Origin of the sequence: Pinibacter soli, assembly GCF_029961145.1 — a bacterium.
Taxonomy (GTDB): domain Bacteria; phylum Bacteroidota; class Bacteroidia; order Chitinophagales; family Chitinophagaceae; genus Pinibacter; species Pinibacter soli.
In genome coordinates this window covers 489,080-508,701 of record NZ_JASBRG010000003.1, presented here as the reverse complement: position 1 = coordinate 508,701, position 19,622 = coordinate 489,080, and the positions used below count along the sequence as shown (strand labels likewise).

Here is a 19,622-nt window from a genome sequence, read left to right as displayed (position 1 = left end):
TTGACATTCACAGCTCAGTTTATTCAGTCCATTCAGTTTATTCAGTTATTCCACCGGTTTCGTGGGCCTTGTCGACGTAAGCGAAATGGTTTTCTTCAGCATCTTTCCTCCATCGTTCGTCAAACGCAGGTAGTAGTCGGAAGAGCATGCGGTTCCGTCTTCATCAAGTGAAAGGAAACCGGAGCCGGCAGGCACGTCGGCTTGCGTGGCCGCGGTTTTTGCGATCTGGTTGCTTTCGTTGTATTCATCAAACATGGAGATGTAAATTCCCTGCACACCTAATTTAACCATGTTGTAAAATTGTCTCCACATAAAATCGCCATGCTTGCGGTGGCCCGATTGCAGATCTCCCGGTAGTACGCAAGGTTGGTAATCGATACCATATTGTTTGCAATATGCAAGATCAGGTGTATTGACATTAACGTAAAAATTATCTTCGTCAATGATGGTGCTCATACGACCCACCATCCACGGTGAAAGCATATTGAAGGCTTTATACACACTAATAAAACCGGCTCTTGAATCGCTGTTCTGGTCGCGCCAGTGAGTGGGCACCCCACCGATTACGTAACAACCCTGATCCTTGAAAAACTGTATCACATCAAGGCATTGTGCCACATCGAAGTTGTGGTTGCCATCATTGAAGCCAAAGCCCCAGATACAAACCACCGGCTTACCATTTTGTTTTGCATACATAGAAGATGAAGTGTAAGCTTTCATTTTGTTCTTCCAATCATTCTTCATTTCTGTTTGCATATTTGTCCAGCCGCTTACATCGTACATGATGTAGAACTTTACACCGTATTTTTCTGCAGAGGCTTTTACTTTCACAGTCACAGCATCGCGGATCGGGCCTTCGCCACCGGTTGGATTGAAGCGTTGCAATGCTGCACAATCAATGCCGTATTGTTTCATCCAGGAAAACTGCACATCTACAGTTTGATCATCGAAAGAAGAAAACAATGTTGCAGGTGCGCCGCTATTGAGGTTTGCGAACGCAGTAGGATATTTGTTTGTGTACTCCTTCATATCGGGCCATGACACCATGCCTTTATTTGTTGGCGACGGAATTTTTGACCAGTCCTGTGTCCAATGCCACCATCCATTGATCGGTGACTTATCGCCAATGCAGGCAAACCATCCCTGGTAGCCGACTGTTATTTTTCCTACCACATCTCCTGCCGGTGATGGCCAGGTGACCGGTGGATTAGACCCGCCGTTGTTGCCTCCGGTATTGCCACCATTGTTACCACCATTTGGATTGGTAACAGGAGTACTCTTTGAGCAAGCTGCAAAAAGCAGCACTGCCGCCGATATGCTAAGAGATAACCTCGTAATATTTTTCATGCTGTTTGTTTTTTAGTTGCTTCCTTTTCTTGTTTGGTAAACCATTTTAATGTTGCCGTTTGGTGTGTAGCCCAAAGTATCTACACAGATGGACCTTAGCCAGTCGTTGCCGGTAAGATTCGAGTTATGATAAAAAGCATACCACTGTCCCTTGTACTCTACAATAGAGCCGTGGTTGGTGGAACTTCCTGTTTGATCAATATAAACACCTTTGTATGTCCATGGACCCAAAGGATTGTTGCTGGTGGCATAACGCATGCGATTACCTCTGTTGTTTTCGCTATAGTTGTCGGCATAAGATAAATAGTAAATGCCGTTGCGTTTATGAACCCATGTTGCTTCGTGAAAATCCTGCAGGCCCAGCATATTTTGCATGCTGCCATTAATTTCCATCATGTTGTCTTTTAATTTCCCGCCCATGCATTTTCCACCGCCTCCATAATATAAATATGCTTGTCCATCATCATCTACAAATACACATGGATCGATCAATGATTCAAGACCATCGATATATTTTTGCACAACAAAATCGCTTGCAGGTTTTGTGCTTGTTGCCACTCCTATCTTCCAGTTTGTGTTCCAGGGAGCAGCGCTTGGATGAGGGAAATAAAAATAGTATGTGCCATTCTTGTAAGCACAATCCGGCGCCCACATAAAGTTGCCTTCCGGTGTACCCCACGATACCTGGCTCGCTTGTAATATCTGACCTTCATCCCGCCAGTTTACCATATCATCTGTAGAAAAAACATGGTATTGATCCATGAGATCGCAACCGCGTGGTGGCGCAATATCGTGTGACGGATACACATACAACCTTCCATCTGCCCACACGTGAGCAGATGGATCGGCCGTATACATATTGGTAATAAAAGGGTTCTTATGTTGAAGGTCAAAGACGCTGGGTTGCTTTGGCGGTATCGGAGCCGGGTCATCTTTGTGGGATGAACAAGAAGCGATAAAGCACAGTGTGATGAAAATTTCGATATGGCGCTTGCGAATCATTTTTTCTATTTAAAATTAACAGGGTGTGTCGCCGATTATTATTTATGTATTGTTGATGGTATGAGATGGCGAACACGATCGCCCCTACGGCATTTTCAATTTTTCGTAGAGACAAGGCATGCCTTGTCTCTACAATTTTCATTTATTTACTGCTTACTTCTTTCTTCTCTTCAATCACGCCCATCGTTTGTTGCACTTTCTTAATGGTGCCGTCTTCGTTGTAGAATAATTTGTCAACACAAATTGATCTTAACCAGTCGTGATGTGACAATACACTGTTGTGATAGAATGCATACCACTGTCCCTTGAACTCTACAATAGAACCGTGATTGGTGTAGCTGTCAGTCGGATCCATATAGATACCCTGGTATTTCCATGGCCCTAACGGACTTGAACTGGTAGCGTAACGCATTTGATTGTGCTTGCCATCTTTGTCGTGATTATCGGAGTAAGACAAATAATAAACGCCATTGCGTTTGTGTACCCATGTTGCTTCGTGGAAATCTTCAAGGCCTTCCATCTTTTGCAATTGGCCGTCTACTTCCATCATGTTGTCTTTCAATTTTCCGCCCATACATTTTCCACCACCACCATGATAGAAATAAGCTTGTCCATCGTCATCTACAAATACACAAGGGTCGATCAATGATTCAATACCTTGTATGTAGCCCTGCACTTTAAAATCTTTTGCAGGATACTTGCTTGTAGCGACGCCAATCTTCCACGTGTCGTTCCATTTGGTGTCGCTTGGGTGCGGGAAATAAAAATAGTAAGTACCGTTCTTGTAAGCACAATCGGGCGCCCACATGAAGCCTCCTTCTTTTCTTCCCCAGGATACCTGGCTGGATTCAAGTATCTGTCCTTCGTCGCGCCAGTGAACCATATCATCTGTTGAGTAGACATGGTATTTATCCATCAGGTCGCAGCCCTTTGGTGGCGCTACATCGTGCGATGGATATACGTACAATCTACCATCTTTCCATACGTGGGCAGAAGGATCAGCAGTGTAGATATCGCGAACGATTGGATTGCCATTTGGTGCGGTTGTATTCTTTTTTTGTGCGCTGCAGGACGTTAATGCGCTGAGGCTTATAAGAGCAGGTACAAATATTAATTTACTAAGCTTCATTCGTTTGTTTTTTTGAATTAATAATTAATAATTAATAATTAACGGGGCTACACTTTTTAGTGAATGTATTTGCAATCGTCTGCTGAGCATACGAGATGCTAGTCTTACAAAACCAATGCTGCACCTATTAATTCTTAATTATTAATTATTAATTGCTCTGTAACTATTTTTCTATAAAACGGAAATCATCTACTCTCAGATCAAGATCTGAACTATGCGGTTTGCTCTTTGCCCACAGGTATATGCGGAAGAAATTTGGCTTACTAAGATCTAGTGGATCGCTGCCATTCTCGTTACCTTTGGAAAGATCAAGCTTCATTTCATTCCAACCGCTTTTTAAATTAGGAATGATCTGATCGAGGTTCCAGTTCATTTCAGCTTTATCAGATTGCCCTGAACTCGTCAACTCGATTTGTCCGTCATTATTTTTAAGTTCACTTACATCACTTACGTAGAACCAGAATCTGAATATACCGTTAGCCCTTGTAAGTCCCGGATTTAAAGGATCTGGTCTTCTGAAAATGAAGTGCATATAATCTTCTGTTTTAACAATCGTCGCTTTAAGAGAAGCTGCACCTTCTTTCTTGTTTGATTTATCAATCTGTCCTGTACCTCCTGCCATCTCCCAGTTGTCTGTTTGATCGCAGTTTGCAAACTGTACATTGATCGGCGGACGTTTTCTGAATCTCAGGTAATCAACTTTGATTGTGTAGTCCGCAGCACGTGGCTGTTTCGACCAGAAATATATACGGAAGAAATTAACCTTAGTGAGATCAATATTGCCATTCGAGGGAGTTGAAGTAATTAGATTGAGCATCACCTCGTTCCATCCGTTTTTCAGCGTTTTGGCAACAGGGCCAAAGTCCCAGTTTGCTTCGTTTTTATCAGATTGACCTGAGCTTGAAAGTTCAATTTGTCCGTCTCCTCTCAATTGGCTTACATCGGAAACGTATAACCAGAAAACAAACTGGCACTGGTCAATAGGTTGATTAGTGTTAACCGCAGTAGGACGTCTTTTAATGAAGTGCTGGTAACCATCATTATCACCGGCACCAATTACGGAAGACAAACATGCGGTGCCTTCTTTTTTTGCTGCATTATCTATCTGTCCTTTACCACCTGAAATTTCCCAGTCGGTTGTTTCATCGGCAGGATCGAACATAACAAGTGTTGGATCCGGCGGAGTTGAATCCTTTGGTGTTGGCTTCAACTTACTTGTATCTCTTGAAGTAAATGAATCTTTCTTACATCCTCCTGCGATAAATACTCCCAGTACGGATGCTATAAGTATTAGTTTTGAGATTTTCATTTTAAATGATTTTATGGTTTGCATCGTTACTTCTTAGCGGGAACGGTTATTTTAATAACGCTGGATAAGTTTGAGCTTTTATCATTGTTGTCAAATTTCACCCCCATTCTTACATAAAAAATACGGCCTGGGATAAGATTGCTAACAATGATCTCTCCGTTTTTTTCGGCGGCGTTAAAGTCTGCCCAGTCTTTGTTGATAGCTACTTTATTGAGGTCGGAGAAATCATAAATAGAAGCTCCGGGTCCAACAATTTGTGTAGTGTTCAGGTAAGGCTGAATTTCCAGAATCTTTGGTATGCCTGCAACTGGAGCAGAAAGAGAGTATGTAAGTCTCAGCGTGGTGCTGTCTGTCATCTCTGCTTTGAAATTGCTGACAACCAAATACGGCGTCAGTTTGAAGTCGTGAGAAGATCCTGAACTGATGTCCATTTCTTCCGGAGCCACCGGCCAGAACGCACCACCATGAATAGATACGCGGTAGTGACCTGAGAATAATTTAAGGTTCTGATAGGTACCATCGTACTTAACTGGAATGTCCTGTGGTGAAGGTGTGCTATCCCAACTCAGTTGCTCAAGCCTGATGGAGAAGTTTCCTGAACAGGTTTGCACATTGGTTTTCCCGCCATCTTCAATAACGCTACCGCTTAAAGATGCATCCGGCCCTGCGTAAGTGTCCATCTTTACACAAGAAGAAGCAAAGAACAACAAGGAAACTCCAAGGCTCAATATTTTAAATGATTTCAATTTCATAATTCACTGTTTAAAAAATTAAGTAAAAAGTAAAAAATCAAAAGTCAAAAAGGACTGCGTGATTATAAAACGTTCTTTCAATTGTCGACCATTTTTACTTTTTACTTTTGAATTTTTAGTTTGATTAATAGCCTGGGTTATTGGGATACAAGTTTGGATTTGTTGCAAGCTCGCCGCCAGGTATTTGCTCGTAGTAGAACTTCTTTTCGAAAGCATAGTTCCTGTTGAAGAGTTCAAGCTCTTTCAGGAATATGTATTTGTTTTCAGATTCTACGTAGTAAGGCATCAAACCGTGGAAGTGCGTGTTGCTCAAAAGCTGATCCGCAATTCTCCATCTTTTAATATCCCACCAGTAGTGGTTTTCAAAAGCAAGTTCTTTTGCTCTTTCGTTGCGGTATGTCGCTACAGTCATATCGGCTGCGGTTGCCAGTGGCGCACCTGCCCTGTCTCTGATGTCGTTGATGCATTTCAACGCATCGCTAGTTTGATTCAATTCGATATCAGCTTCTGCACGATTCAATAACACTTCGGCATAGCGCAACTCGATCCATGGAGTTGTGCTGGTGAAAAGATTAACCGCAGAGATGCCTTTGTTGTAGTCGATGTATTTGCGTACATAAAAACCAGTGCGTGTATTGTTATCATTACCAAATGCAGGAGGATACATGCCAGCTTTACCAATGATCAATCTGCCATTTCGTGTTGTTTGGTGATCACCCGAAAGAATGTAACTGCGTGTACCTGGCGATTTGGCCACTTCATCAGCAGCGGTACCGGAGAAAGAAGGATAGATGCCGGCTTGTACATCGAATGGCACTCCTCTTAACACATCACCAGGGAAATAAACTGTTGCTCTCAGGCGTGGCTCAAGACCTTGTGCCATTTCAGCTTGTGAGTTGTAACGTTTTGGCGTACCATCTGCGTTTGTTACAAAATCAAATGAATTGAAATGTTGTACAAACTCAAGTGTCGGATATGTTCTTGACAAACCACCAGCTGTCATATAGTTCATATCACTGTTGGGTGAGTATGTGGCATCAAAGCTGTGGTTTCTTTCAGGATCGCCTGCATAGAATGATCTGATAAGAATGTTCTCAGGACTTTTAGCATCCAGGAAGATGTTTACAAAGTTGTCGGTTTTATCAGTCTTTGCTCTGTACAAAGAATATTTGCCTTCCAGTGTCTTTGCCGCGTCAATGGCTTTTTGGTAGAAGCCCGCAGCTTTGTCTGCAGAAATACCAACAAGACCCTGTGAATGTGCAGCGCCATCAACAAACACCTGCGAACCATAACGAGCAATACTTCCGGCGTAAACCATCGCTCTTGATTTAAACGCCATTGCTGCATACTTATTGGCTCTTTCCGCTACATTGGTTTCGCTACACATTTGATAAGCAGTATCCAGATCATTACCAATGAAGTTCCACACTTGTTCCTCTGTGTTACGTGGCACTTGCAGCTCTTCAATAGTTTGCTGAGGATAGTGCTGTACGTTTTTCACGATAGGAATTCCACCATATCTTTTTGCCAAAGCAAAATAGTAGTATGCACGGAGGAAGTGCGCTTCACCCAGCAGGCTGGTTACTTTATCGGGTGTAAAATTCTTGGCGTATTCGGGAAGCGTTTCGATGAAATAGTTTACATCGCGGATGTCACGATATGGCCAGTAACCAAAACCTCCGGCAATATCAACACCACCGTAAGGGCCTACCATTTCACCATCTGCAGCGGCTTCGCAATAGAAGTGCTCCCACTCGTGGTGAAGGTTAAAGCCTATGTTGCCTGCACCATCGTTACGGCCATCGGGGCGATAAGTAAAATCTTCAATTGGCAATTTTCTGTAAACCTGTGCCAGGTAAGCATTGATACCGGCTTCGCTGCCGAATATCTGATCATCCGTTAAGATATCAACAGGTGGTATGTCAAGCTTCTGACAAGAAGCCAACAGTAAACACCCTGCTACTATATTTAGAAATCGTTTCTTCATAATGTAATGTTCAATAGTTTAGAAAGTAATTGTACCACCTACGTTAAATGTTCTGTTCAATGGGTATTTATAACCACCCAATGCCTGGTCGAAAGAAGCGTCTGGGAAAGAACCCGGATGCTCAGGATCAACACCATCATCAAGACCTGTAATTGTAAACAGGTTGTAGGCATTCACATAGATGCGGCAATTTTTTACACGCGCTTTATCCATCCATTTGTGTGGTAATGAATAACCAAGCTCAATGGTTTTCAAACGCACATAAGATGCATTGATGATACCTTTTGTTGAATGTTGAATATTACCGTAAGGATAACCCATTGAAGGATATTTACCTGCAACCCACTGTGTGTTTGGATCATACACATTGTCATCAGGATTTACAGTGTGCCAGCTGTCAAGGAATTTTGTGAGCGCACTTCTGCCATACATTAATGGTTCGCCCAATTGCTCACCGTATGATGTCCAAACGCCTGCAGCACCTGCAAACAATGCAGTAAAATCAAATCCTTTGTAAGATGCACCGATAGTAAGACCATAGTTAATCAAAGGCAGATCCTGTATTGCGATTGGATGATAGTCATCACCATTGATCACACCATCACCGTTCCAGTCTTGCATGTAGTAGTCACCAGGCAATACAGTATTGTTGCCGCCGCCGTTATTTGTTTTTGAATTGTAGATCTGATCATATGAAGTGTACTGTCCGGCGTAGTCTGTACCCCATACAAGACCTGTATAGCGGTTAGATTGTCCGTTTCTCCATTGTTGATATTGGTTACCTTGAGCTCCTTCTGTTTTATGCAGGTTTTGAGTACGCTCAAAGGCAGCATTACCGGATACTGTAAGACCGAATGCTCCAAATCTTTCTTTATAAGTAAGAATACCTTCTATACCCTGCGTTTTTCTTGAATCAAGATTTTCCTGAGGCAATGTAGCACCTGTTGTTCCCGGCAACTGAGCTTGTCTTGTAGCAGGCAAACCATTCTGAACTCTTCTGAAAACTTCAACAGTACCGTCTAATTTACCTTTCAGCAAAGTAAAGTCTACACCAATGTTAGTGATGTCGTTTGTGTACCACGTAAGATCGGGGTTAGTTAAACCACGACTTTGAGCACCCGTAACATACTGACCACCCATCATGTAGCCCAATACTTTTTTATCAGCCCGATCAACTGTTGGATATGCATAGCCGGAAATGTACTGGAAGTAAAGATCAGGGTTGTCTGAACTACCTATTTGAGAATAAGACCCTCTAATCTTTAAACTGCTGATGATATCGGAAGAAACCAGGTTCCTGAAAAATGGTTCTTCACTAATTCTATAACCAACCGATACACCCGGGAAAAAACCCCATTGTTTACCACCCGGCATGAATTTGTTAGAAGCATCTTCTCTGAAGCTGAACTCAGCGAGATATTTACCTTTGTAATCGTAGTTAACTCTGCCAACAAAACTTCTTGTAGCAAATTCGCCTACGCCGTTTGATTGTGTACCACCTTGTTCATCTGTACCAGAAACACCGCCAAACAGATAAGGAACAGGAATAGGCATGTTACGTTGGGCATAAATGTTATCTGCTTTAGAATGGCTCTCTTCGTACACTAACAAACCGCTTACGTTATGAGCGCCGGCGAATGAGTTGGCATATGTCAATGACAGTTGTCCTAAAGTACTTATTCCGCTAGCGTACGAGCGGTTCAATGTTGCAACAGAGCGACCGGTAGCGCTCACCTGTGACGCCTTGTAAGTACTGTCATCTGCATTGTATGCATACAGGTTATACATCTTTGCATAAGCTGTATTATCATTAACGGAATAACCATAGTTATACATTCCTCTTGCCTTCAGCCCTTTTACCCATGGAATTTCCCACTCAAGGGCCCCTTGGGCCTGCAGATTTTTAGAAGTAAATTTCTTGTAACCAACTTTCGCCTGATCCACCACCGCAACCGGGTTTACGTTGTCCGGCATTACGTTCAGGTAAGCAGGATTGTTGTTGGCATAAATCTGGTTGATAGGAACCTGGTTCCATGCGTATTTGAAAATGGTCCACAAGTCCTGGTAAGGTGCATTCTTTGTATCGGATACACCAGACAATAACAGTGTTGCCTTTAAATTATTGGTGATTTTAACGTTCACGTTAGAACGAAGGTTCCATCTGTCGTAGTTGAGACTGTTTGTTTGCAGCAAACCGCTTTGTTTCATGTAACCAAGGCTGATGAAGGTATTTACCTTATCATTACCACCAGATACGTTAATGTTGTGCTGAACCTGCGGAGAAACTTTTGTAAATGCGGCATCCGGCCAATTTGCACCTACGAATTTACCATCGATCCAGGGCTTAATATTCTCATAAGTGTAAGAAGGCGGAGCATTGGAAATGAAGTTATTTCCAAAATCGCGTTTTGTTTTTTCGTTGGTGAGCATCATATAGTCAACAGGACCTACTCCCTCAGGCATACCCAAAAATTGTTGCCAGCCCTGGTTAAACGAATAGTTGATGTCGAACTTGCCATCTTTACTTGTGCCTTTCTTTGTAGTGATCAGGATAACACCATTACCACCGTTTACACCGTATACAGCAGCAGCAGCATCTTTCAATACTGAAATGCTTTCGATTTCGCTTGGGTCCATTCTTTCGAATCCACCGCGAGGCACACCGTCGATAACGATCAATGGCGCTCCACCGTAACCACGGATATCGAACGAATTTTCGTAAGCGCCCGGTTCAGCGGTTTTTTGTGTCATACGCAAACCTGGAATTTTACCGGTTAGCATGTTCACAACGTTCTCATTTTTGGTAGTAACCAGTTCTGCCGCTTTTAAGGTAGACACCGCTCCGGTTACTGTTACTTTCTTTTGCGTGCCGTAACCTACCACCAGCACATCATTCATGGTAGATGCAGTTACCTGCGAAGCCAGGGAAACGCTAATGCCGTTGGTATTTCTAACAACGTATTCGTAAGGACTATATCCTACAGAAGAAATAACCAGCGTATCGCCTTGTTTAAGTGACAAAGAGAAATTACCGTTGGTGTCTGTCGCCACGCCTTTATTTGAATGCTTTAATTTAACGCTTGCTCCCTGGATGGCTTCTCCTTTGTCGCCCGTAATCTTTCCCTTTACAGGTGTCTGTGCCTGGGCAAGCAATGAGCAGAAAAGAGTCAACACGACCGCGGCAGGTTTTATGTACCGACTTGCCCGCCAGTCATGATACGAACGGTTGAAATTCGTAAAAAGCAGTTTTTTCATACTTCAAGCTTTTTGGTTTAATAAAAATTAAGAGTTTAAATAATTAAGGTTGTTATGGCACTAGTGCCATTTTTGGTGGTGAATGCTTAGCTATAATGGAAAATTTTAATTGATAGAAAAGTTGATGCAGATAATTGCCCCGTATAAAATATAATACTGAGGGTGCAAAGGCTGGCAATATGCCTTGAGGTGAATATTTCATTGACAAGCTTTTATTTAACAAAAGACAATGCAAGAAACATTCAGAGGGTTAACTTCTGGTATATCCAAGAGATTAATTTGAAAATTAATCCTCAGTTTTTCTCCAAAAAAGAATTAATTAATGGTTTAATTAATCTATAATTTCCAAATTATGGCTTCTTAATTGAGCTATTAGCTTGTAAATCATTCCCTTTCCGCAAGCAATCTTTTCTAAATTAACAGGGTTAATTGACCCGTTAATTTCAATTTTCACAGCAAATATTATTGTTTTGCGCTCATTAGTTGTTAATAAGGACAAGAATATTTGGGTACATGCTCCCACTATCCAAGAGAATGACCCGCTTTTTTTGACGTCATACCCCATATTTCTATCCGTTTTTGTTTCCAAATTTTAACAGAATGCGACTGATTTTCGTTTCTCCGGGACTATTCCCAACCGCTCCCATATCTTATAAAAAAAATTCCTTATCCGAGAAAACGGTTTAGATAAAAAAATTGTCAGACACCATGACCTTAAAACAACACCTTGAATGAAAAAAATTGTTTACCTGTTTTTGCTGATCTCGCTATGTGTAGGATGCAAAAAAACAGACTTGCTGAATGAGCCCCCGGGGCAAAAAGATGAATGGGTAATTTATAATACCACTAACTCTGGTTTACCCGACAACCAGATCAATGCAATTGCCGTTGACAAAAATAACATTGCATGGGCCGGCACTCCCAAAGGACTTGCTTACCTGGAAAACGGCTTCTGGAAGTTTTTCGACACTTCCAACTCTCCACTACCCTCTTCCTTCATCAGAGCCATTGCCGTGGAAGAAGTAAATATTATATGGATCGGTACAGACAAAGGCGTGGCCAGATACGACAATGGAAACTGGCAGATTTTTACAATCGAAAACAGCCCCTTTTCCAGCAACGCAGTAACCTGTATGACTTATAACAAAGTGAACAAAACCGTGTGGATCGGTTTTGAAGGCGGCGAACTTGCGGGCATTTCTGCTCAAACAAACTGGAAGGTGATCGATGCGGGAAGTGATCTTGTTCTCTCTATGAGTGCTGATCAAAACGGCGACCTGTGGGTGGGCACATTCAACAGCTTTGCTTTTACCGGTAGCATTAAGAAATGGCAGAATAATAAATGGACGTCGTTCCGTTTACCTGAAATGGGATATCCATCAGCGTTTCCCAATGCATTGACCGTCGATAACAATAATAATGTGCTGGCTGCACTTTCCGGCACGTCCGTTAAAAACGTGATCCGTCAAAAAAACAGCCAGTGGGAAGAAATGTCTACTCCGGAAAACGGCGGTGGTTTCAAAACATTGGTGTGCGAAAATGATGTGACCTGGGTGGGCGGTAATTATTTATACAAGGTGGAAAATGAACGCCACTCCCCGCTCGTTATTCCCGGTGTACACTCAGGCATTCTCTCCATGACCGCGGATACAAAAGGCAAAAAATGGATAGGCACTTTGTATAGTGGCGTGGTGACATACGAGTGATGAGGGAGCACGCAGATGACACTGATTTAACTGATTTTCGCTGATTTTTACGGTTCTTTTTTTAACCGCAAAGGACGCGAAGGTGGCGCAAAGGAAGCAAAGAAGAAACTCCTCTTTACTTCCTTTGCGCTTTTTGCTGTAACACTGTATTCGAGTGATGCTACTTCGCGACCTTTGTGGTAAAACATCCGTGTAAATCTGTCAAATCCGTGTTATCCGTGTGCCCATGCATTTGCAAAAAATCAGTGTAAATCAGGCCAATCAGCGTCATCTGCGTGCTCACTTGCCTTTGTTGTTCAATTTAAATCTCACCGCGTCTTTCAGCAGCTCTTTATCGTTTTCATTAAAGTTTTTTAATGTGACAACAATCGAAGGATCGGACTGTGATCTTGCAGCAATTATTTCGTACGCAATCTCTCTGATATTTTCCGCCAGCTCGTTTTTCTTTTTATACTCATGCCTGATGACATCAAGAAAATTGTCAACATTGGCTTCGCTTACATCATTCTTGTAGATCGCATTAATTTCACGACCCAGCTCTTTTGTATCAGCAATGTTATCAAAATAACAGCGGAGACAATTATTCCCATCTCTGTGTGCCCGCCAGCCTTTAAGCAAAACACTTTGTGCTGCCTCAGGATCGTTCATCTTGCTTCTATATACAATTGACGCCTTCAGGAACCTTGCACAATCAATGTGAGCCGTAGCAACTTTCTCAAAATAAATATTGGCCTCCTTACGATGATTGATCGTGAGATACAGGTCGCCGACTTTTTCGTTCGCCTCTAATTCTTTGTACAATTCAATGGCCTCCATTGTCATGTTGCCCTTTTCATAGCATTGTGCTGCTTTTGTTTTGTTATTGGCATGCTTCAGATATATCGATGCAGCTTCATTGTACTTGTGTCCTTCCTCAAGCGTTTCGGCTGCCTTGACATAGTTTTTTAAAAGCTTCATATAAACAAACGCAGCTTTCTCATAGTCACCTTTTCTCTTCAGTTCTTCTGCAGTTTTTATGTATTGGCGCTGCAGATCATACATAGCGTCGCCGAGATCGACTGCGTAACCGGAGCCAGACCTTCCATCGGTGCCGAACAAGGAGAAATTGCTTCTTCTTGTAAAAAAATCAAGTGCTGCATTGCCAATCTGGCCTCTTCCCCTGCCTTCCGGATCAATAGGAATAGCATATCGCAAAGCCTCTTCAGGGTCGTTCTCCAACATCTCCATAAGCTTATCGACTTTCCGCTTATTTCTTTCTTCAAGATCAGCAAAGTCTTCCTGCATTTTATCGAACCACGTACCGCCAAAACCCGGCCACAATTTGCTGAGCCAAGCCGGCATTTTTATGTCGCTTCCATCAAACATTCCCTGCTTGCCTTCTTTACCTGTAAACAAAAGTTTATAAAAAAGCAATTTACCTTTCTCAAAAAGATTCAGCGGTTTGTCCTCAAATTCTTTTTTCTTAGGAAAAACCTGATCTTCCATTTCCTGCAAAGCATCCTCTGGTGGCATTGCTTTTATTTGGAAACGATCCACATTACGTGGTATAAAAACTGCATCCTGCGGTTTTTCAATCTCCCTGCATTTTTCGACAGGCACGATCAAAAGTTCGCTCCAGTCAATAGGTTCAGGCAATTCAACCAAACCGGTTTCAGGATGAATAAAATATTTCGATGAGGAAAAAAGTTTCCGCAACTCCTGCTCCGACATGGCAGGAAACAATGTTGAAAAAGAAGGAATGAACAACAAATCTCTTACCGACTGAAACTGCTCATGCATGCGCAGATCCGAAAGCTTTTTGTTGCTGTGCAGCAATACAAAACAACCAAACACTGTATTAGCGCTGCTTCCCGGCACAGGGTATGCGTCCACTTCACTTAGTGATAAACCGAGCGCATGTATTTCACTTACCCAGTGCCTGACGCTATCTCCCTTTATCAGCAAGGCTTTTAAAGGAAAAGCATTTTTGTTGTATGGTTTAATTCTTAACTGCATGTGCACGAATTACTGAAGTGAACTGTTCAATGTATTTTGTAAAAAACTCCCGCGAACTGATTTTAATTAATTCATTTTCTCCAACGGAAGAAGGATTTTCAATCATCTCTACTTCTGCGCCAGCATCCTGCAAAATGCGCATAAATGTTTCAGCTTTCTCAAAACCGGCATTCCTGTAAATTGTTTTAGCTCCATCTCCCTCTAGTAGTCGTCGGGCGTCACCTAACGATAACTTCAAAAAATCCTCTGTTGCTCTCATGATAGCGACGTGATTTTGAGTAAAATGTTTCAAAACCAAATCATACCTTCTTTCATTAAAATAAAACTCTTTCCCTGCAAATACTTTATCTGTCGCCACACCCAGCTGATATTTAAGATTAGTAGGCACATAAATGTCAGCGATATTACTATCACTGCTTCGTAGTCTCAACATTCCAAGGCGGTTCAACTGCACGGTGCTACCGTCGGGAAAGACAAACGTTTCCTTATCATTAGATGTCGCATCAATTCGTCCCGCAGGAAAACGAAACGTAGTCGCGCCAACAGCCATAGTCTCTCTGTATTGCAGAAAACTAATGATGTTATTCATACTTATACACAACTCTTGATCATTAACCACAAGATTGCCATTGTTGTTGATGAAGATAGTTTTGATATTTTTCAAAATGCTTTCTGAGAAATATATCTTTTGTTTTAGCTTATCCAACGCTCCTGCCCGCTCATTATAAAGTCTGCTTGAATCCGGTGCGTCCATACCAGCATTGGTAATTGAACCATCAACATCAATTTTCAAATGGTCGTGTTGCGTTAAATAATAAAATGCTTTTTTGTGAAACAAGAAATTCCTACGATACTTTGGCTGCCATTCTTCAAACAAAATTTTCGCAACCTGGCCGGTACTGAGATGAACAATGAAAAGATTCTTGCGATGTTCGCGAAAGCCGAGCAAATAATATTGTCCGTTGTCTGTAACACCCATTTCATAAATAATACTTCCTGCCGGCAAACCAGTATAGATCAACTCAAAGCCCGTTTCTCCATAACTGCTGTTTTTATCTGCCAAACGCAAAAGGCAACCGTTATCGCTAATCAAAAATATTTCACCATCGTCTGTAGATAATGTGTAGCGTGTATTTCCGGGATGGCAAAATAAAATCGGCCATTTGGATTTCAGCATATCCGCGTGTTCAACAGCATCTTGTTTGACTGTTGCATCCGTTTTTTTCCAAAGTTCTTTCAATGGCAACAGCAGATGCTGCATATGCCTTTTGCTGCTTGCTTGCCGTTTGTAAATGTCTACATTGCCCTCCGCATCTGCATTGATCCAATAGGAAAAATGCTGGTGCAATTCATGCAATGTCTTTTGTATTGGTGCGGCTTTTATAGCATCTTCCGAAGAAACAAAGAACACTTCGACATTTTTCATTTTAGTGTGCTCTTTAAAGAACAACTCTAATCCTTCAGATGCATGCAGGCAACTATCCAATACTTCTAATCCGCTGATGATCGTGTGAATGCTCTCGTAAGAAAGCGGGTAATATTTTTTGCCCACAGCGTAAGCCCTGCACGGAATATCTGTTTTAGGATGTTTGGCAATTGCCAGCATGAGAGCAAATGCAATGGTTTTCGGCGTTCCCCAATTTTTAATGGAAACATCTATCAGTATGATGCGCTCATGCTCGTTATTTGTTGGCGGCACTTCGCGGTTAATATACAACGCTTCGTTGTTGGCGAGCCTCGATAAAAACACGATGTCGTCATTCGCAAATTCGGAAATAAGCAGACTATTAAAATCGCCTTTATTGCTGATGTCAGATACACCTCCCAATGGCTGCTGACTTGGCAAATAATTATGAAACGGAATGTTTAATCCGCTCCACAATCTTTTTATCAATGCTGCGGCATGAAATGTTTTTGAATGCTCCAGCAACTGCTCCATGAGATCCTTCTCGACGCTAACAACCTCTGTGCTGTCCGGAGGTTCAAGTTCAAGTATATCATCCGTTATCTCCGGCAACATTGCTACCCGCTTGAGTATCGAGTCTATTGTAGGAAATCTTTTCGCTGCAACATTCAACGTGCGAAATTCCTTTTCGAAAATCTGCTTTGAAAATCCTTCCTGCTTCTGCCACTGCTCAAATCTTGCCGGAGATTGTACATGGTGTCTATATATCTCCTTCGATTTTACAAGCGCTAAACTGTTATGGCAGCCATGAAATATTGCCTGGAAAACCTGTATTCTTTTACCTCCTGTTTTGTATTCTGCAGGAAGATCCCACAGCAGTTTTAGAAAGGAAAACGCATCATCGTAATCTTTTCTCAGATCCTGCAGAAAGCAACTATATATGGCATCAACTGAATAACTTCCGTTTGCATTGGTCGCTGCTATTGCAGCCAACAACGAACCAAACGGCGGCAAACCCTGCGGATGTAAATAACCTATAACGCTTACAACATAGTCTTTGTAAGCAATGGTATTGCTGTCCGGAATGGTAATAACGGTGGCGTTATCTTCCCACTGCCAGAAATATTTTCTGTACGATTGACAATATTGTAACTGCGTGTCCACTATTTAAAACTGTTTAAACTTAACCGGAACGAACTTAATGACAATAGCGAAAGCATTTCTTTGTCTATCGTGAAATAAGAACCATCGGCATTCCACACGATCCATTTACTTCCGTCAATATTGATCTTTGTGTTTATGAAATCTGTTGTACCGGGCAAATCAAAATCGTAACCGGCAGGAATAAAAAAATCATTTTGTCGCCAGTAAACTTCGCCATGTACAGGCAGCAATGGTTTGCCAATAATAAACGCATGATCATGATCGACAATCACCCATTGCAAAGCTTGCAAACGAATAGCCGGGGCTGTTTCAATATAGTTCCACAGTTCGTCCATATACACATACATCGCTACCGCTTCACGTTCCGTTTCTGATCGCTCCAATGATATCGCCGCCTTGTCTTTTATCCCGAAATAATTATGGTTCAATGATGGCAATGTTACCGGCAGTGCCCTTTCCATAGGCGTCCACAACAAAGCAGGAATGGCTCTTTGCGGCAGCAAACTGCCTTGCGGAAATAGTTTTCTACTATCGCCATTCGTATAGAAAATGCTTTTGAACGGAATGCTTTTTATCTCAAGTGAATTGATCTGTGCATAGTCAAATCCTTTTACCCATATATCATTTCCTTCGAAACCGACAGAAAGATTTAGCCAATCGCGGATCCCGCCAAGACATTCCTTCTCATCAGCATTCACAAGCACAAAGAAGGTTAAATTGTCTGTAGCATTTTTTGCCATAATGATTCTATTTCTGTCTGTATGTGCTGCTTGTGTTCATTGCTCTTTATCCAATTGCTTCTTGTTTGTACATAACGCAGCTTATCTTTAATTACGTTTTGCTCTTCGAAAGAAAGACCGTTCACTTCCCATCTGTTCTTCAAGATCAGCACTTCTTTTACAAGCTCTTCTGCGTTTGGTGCTTTATTGAACGTTGCCTGCGGATGCGATTCATTGTCGACATGTTTTTCAATAATATTATCAATAATGCCGGAGAGAATTTCAATCTGCTCTTCCGTATCCCAAATGTATTTCAGCACCCAAAGATCAGACGTTATAGCAACGGTTCTGTTGCAGATCAAAGCACTTGCCGCAATAAGGTTTTGTATCTTAACCGCACGACGGTCAGACACTTTAATGCCGGTGTTACGAAGATTATGTACGAGGTCGACATACTGTTTTCTTACTGCCGACAGATCCACCTGGCGCCGTTGGTTTTGCAACTCAATAATTTCAGTGGGTGTGATCGAAGGCTGTTCCTCATAGTTGCTGCCATCCAGTTTCCAACCGGCAAGCAACACTTTTTCGAGAAGGTCAGTATCTACATAATCACATTTTATGCGGATCAAAAAACGGTCAAGCAACGCGTTCAATGTTTCATCTTCCGGTAACAGGTTGCTGGCACCCACAAACATTAATGCCGGCAGTTTTCTTGTTTCTTTACCCCTTCTGAAAATGCGTTCATTCAGCGCCATAAGCAAGCTATTCAAAATGGCACTATTAGCATTGAATATTTCATCAAGAAACACCATAGAAGCCTCTGGCATCATGCCTTCCGTATTGGTGATCAGCTCGCCCTCTTTTAACTTTCTGATATCGAACGGGCCAAAAATTTCGTTCGGCTCAGTAAACCTTGTAAGCAAGTATTCAAAGTTCTTTCCGTCTTCAATGCAATTTGACAACGATCGGATGATCGCACTTTTTGCTGTGCCGGGAGGGCCAAGCAAAAAAGCATTTTCTTTTGCCACAAGGCAAAGACCAAGCAGGTCCACTATTTCATCTTTACCAACATAGGATTTTTTTACATGAGATAGAACCTGGTTTAATTTTTCTATGCTACTCATTTATTAAAAGTTCTGTTTTAAAATTGTTCCAAAAAACATCAGCATACATGCCAAGACTCGCCTGCACCAATGGTTTCAATGAAGGATGAAATGCAAGTTTCAATTTCTTATACTCAATAACTCTATCCACATACAGCCTCTTGATACAAGGATTGGACAAGATCAATGTAAAATCAAGTGCATCAAATGAAAGTTCAGACTTAACCGCAGAAAAATGCCAAATCTTCAAATGATTTTCCAATATACCGATCAGCTGATCTTCACCATCGATCAACCTTAGGGGCGCAATTACATCTGGCAAAAAACGCAGGCACAGATCAGCAGACACTATTGCCGAAGGCGTCACTTCATTTTGAAAATCCGGAAATAAGGCAATAAGATCATTGGGCTTGTTTTGCCTGTATAAAAGCAATTGAGCAGCGTTGTATATCAATCTTGCGCCCCACAATGCAGCGGCCCCATCAAATGATGGAGATTGAAATGGATGCGTTAAAGATTCTTGCTGATATTCGGTTTGGAGAAATGAACAAACTTCTTCTTCATCTGAAGATGTCTCGAAAAGGTTTCCGTACAACATCACTTGTTCTTCCACACGAAGATGTTGTATCATCTTTAAAAAATACTTCTTTTCCATGGGCCTAAGGGTTGTGAAATACAGTTATAAACTGCTTTCTACATACTCTCATTTGAGAGCAACGATATAGACTGTGAAAATAGGACAAAAGATG

The 19,622-nt window shown here is 41.9% G+C and carries 13 protein-coding genes; 1 reads left to right on the top strand and 12 read right to left on the bottom strand.

Annotation, left to right across the window (positions count from 1 at the left end; genetic code table 11):
- Nucleotides 1-45: 45 nt before the first annotated feature.
- The 7 genes from QJ048_RS06460 to QJ048_RS06430 form a co-directional block, all read right to left on the bottom strand.
- Complete coding sequence (locus QJ048_RS06460; RefSeq protein WP_282333519.1) at nucleotides 46-1,347, bottom strand: glycoside hydrolase family 99 protein; 1,302 nt, start codon at nucleotides 1,345-1,347, stop codon at nucleotides 46-48.
- Nucleotides 1,348-1,359: 12 nt separating this feature from the next.
- On the bottom strand, nucleotides 1,360-2,349 hold the full coding sequence (locus QJ048_RS06455; RefSeq protein ID WP_282333518.1) for a family 43 glycosylhydrolase: 990 nt from the start codon (nucleotides 2,347-2,349) through the stop codon (nucleotides 1,360-1,362).
- 142 nt (nucleotides 2,350-2,491) lie between these two features.
- Nucleotides 2,492-3,478 (bottom strand): family 43 glycosylhydrolase, encoded by a 987-nt coding sequence (locus QJ048_RS06450; protein ID WP_282333517.1) that lies wholly within the window; start codon nucleotides 3,476-3,478, stop codon nucleotides 2,492-2,494.
- A gap of 163 nt (nucleotides 3,479-3,641) precedes the next feature.
- Nucleotides 3,642-4,787, bottom strand: coding sequence for a hypothetical protein (locus QJ048_RS06445; protein ID WP_282333516.1), 1,146 nt, complete (start codon nucleotides 4,785-4,787; stop codon nucleotides 3,642-3,644).
- Nucleotides 4,788-4,813: 26 nt separating this feature from the next.
- Entirely contained in the window at nucleotides 4,814-5,539 is a 726-nt protein-coding gene (locus QJ048_RS06440; RefSeq protein ID WP_282333515.1) for a DUF3823 domain-containing protein, read from the bottom strand.
- Between the two features lie 124 nt (nucleotides 5,540-5,663).
- Nucleotides 5,664-7,526, bottom strand: coding sequence for a RagB/SusD family nutrient uptake outer membrane protein (locus tag QJ048_RS06435; RefSeq protein WP_282333514.1), 1,863 nt, complete (start codon nucleotides 7,524-7,526; stop codon nucleotides 5,664-5,666).
- 18 nt (nucleotides 7,527-7,544) lie between these two features.
- Entirely contained in the window at nucleotides 7,545-10,781 is a 3,237-nt protein-coding gene (locus QJ048_RS06430) for a SusC/RagA family TonB-linked outer membrane protein (RefSeq protein WP_282333513.1), read from the bottom strand.
- 731 nt (nucleotides 10,782-11,512) lie between these two features.
- Between QJ048_RS06430 and QJ048_RS06425 the strand changes: the two genes are divergently transcribed.
- Nucleotides 11,513-12,487, top strand: coding sequence for a two-component regulator propeller domain-containing protein (locus QJ048_RS06425; RefSeq protein WP_282333512.1), 975 nt, complete (start codon nucleotides 11,513-11,515; stop codon nucleotides 12,485-12,487).
- Nucleotides 12,488-12,766: 279 nt separating this feature from the next.
- Here QJ048_RS06425 and QJ048_RS06420 read toward each other — a convergent pair whose 3' ends face one another.
- From QJ048_RS06420 to QJ048_RS06400, 5 genes are read right to left on the bottom strand one after another with little or no spacing between them, the layout of a single operon-like run.
- Complete coding sequence (locus QJ048_RS06420) at nucleotides 12,767-14,482, bottom strand: hypothetical protein (RefSeq protein WP_282333511.1); 1,716 nt, start codon at nucleotides 14,480-14,482, stop codon at nucleotides 12,767-12,769.
- Complete coding sequence (locus QJ048_RS06415; protein ID WP_282333510.1) at nucleotides 14,466-17,051, bottom strand: ribosomal protein L7/L12; 2,586 nt, start codon at nucleotides 17,049-17,051, stop codon at nucleotides 14,466-14,468. Before QJ048_RS06415 ends, QJ048_RS06420 begins: the two co-directional genes overlap by 17 nt.
- On the bottom strand, nucleotides 17,051-17,791 hold the full coding sequence (locus tag QJ048_RS06410; RefSeq protein ID WP_282333509.1) for a hypothetical protein: 741 nt from the start codon (nucleotides 17,789-17,791) through the stop codon (nucleotides 17,051-17,053). Before QJ048_RS06410 ends, QJ048_RS06415 begins: the two co-directional genes overlap by 1 nt.
- A complete protein-coding gene (locus QJ048_RS06405; RefSeq protein ID WP_282333508.1) occupies nucleotides 17,764-18,894 on the bottom strand; it encodes an AAA family ATPase in 1,131 nt (376 codons plus the stop codon). The genes QJ048_RS06410 and QJ048_RS06405 overlap by 28 nt, the downstream gene beginning before the upstream one ends.
- Entirely contained in the window at nucleotides 18,887-19,528 is a 642-nt protein-coding gene (locus QJ048_RS06400; RefSeq protein WP_282333507.1) for a hypothetical protein, read from the bottom strand. The genes QJ048_RS06405 and QJ048_RS06400 overlap by 8 nt, the downstream gene beginning before the upstream one ends.
- Nucleotides 19,529-19,622: the final 94 nt, after the last annotated feature.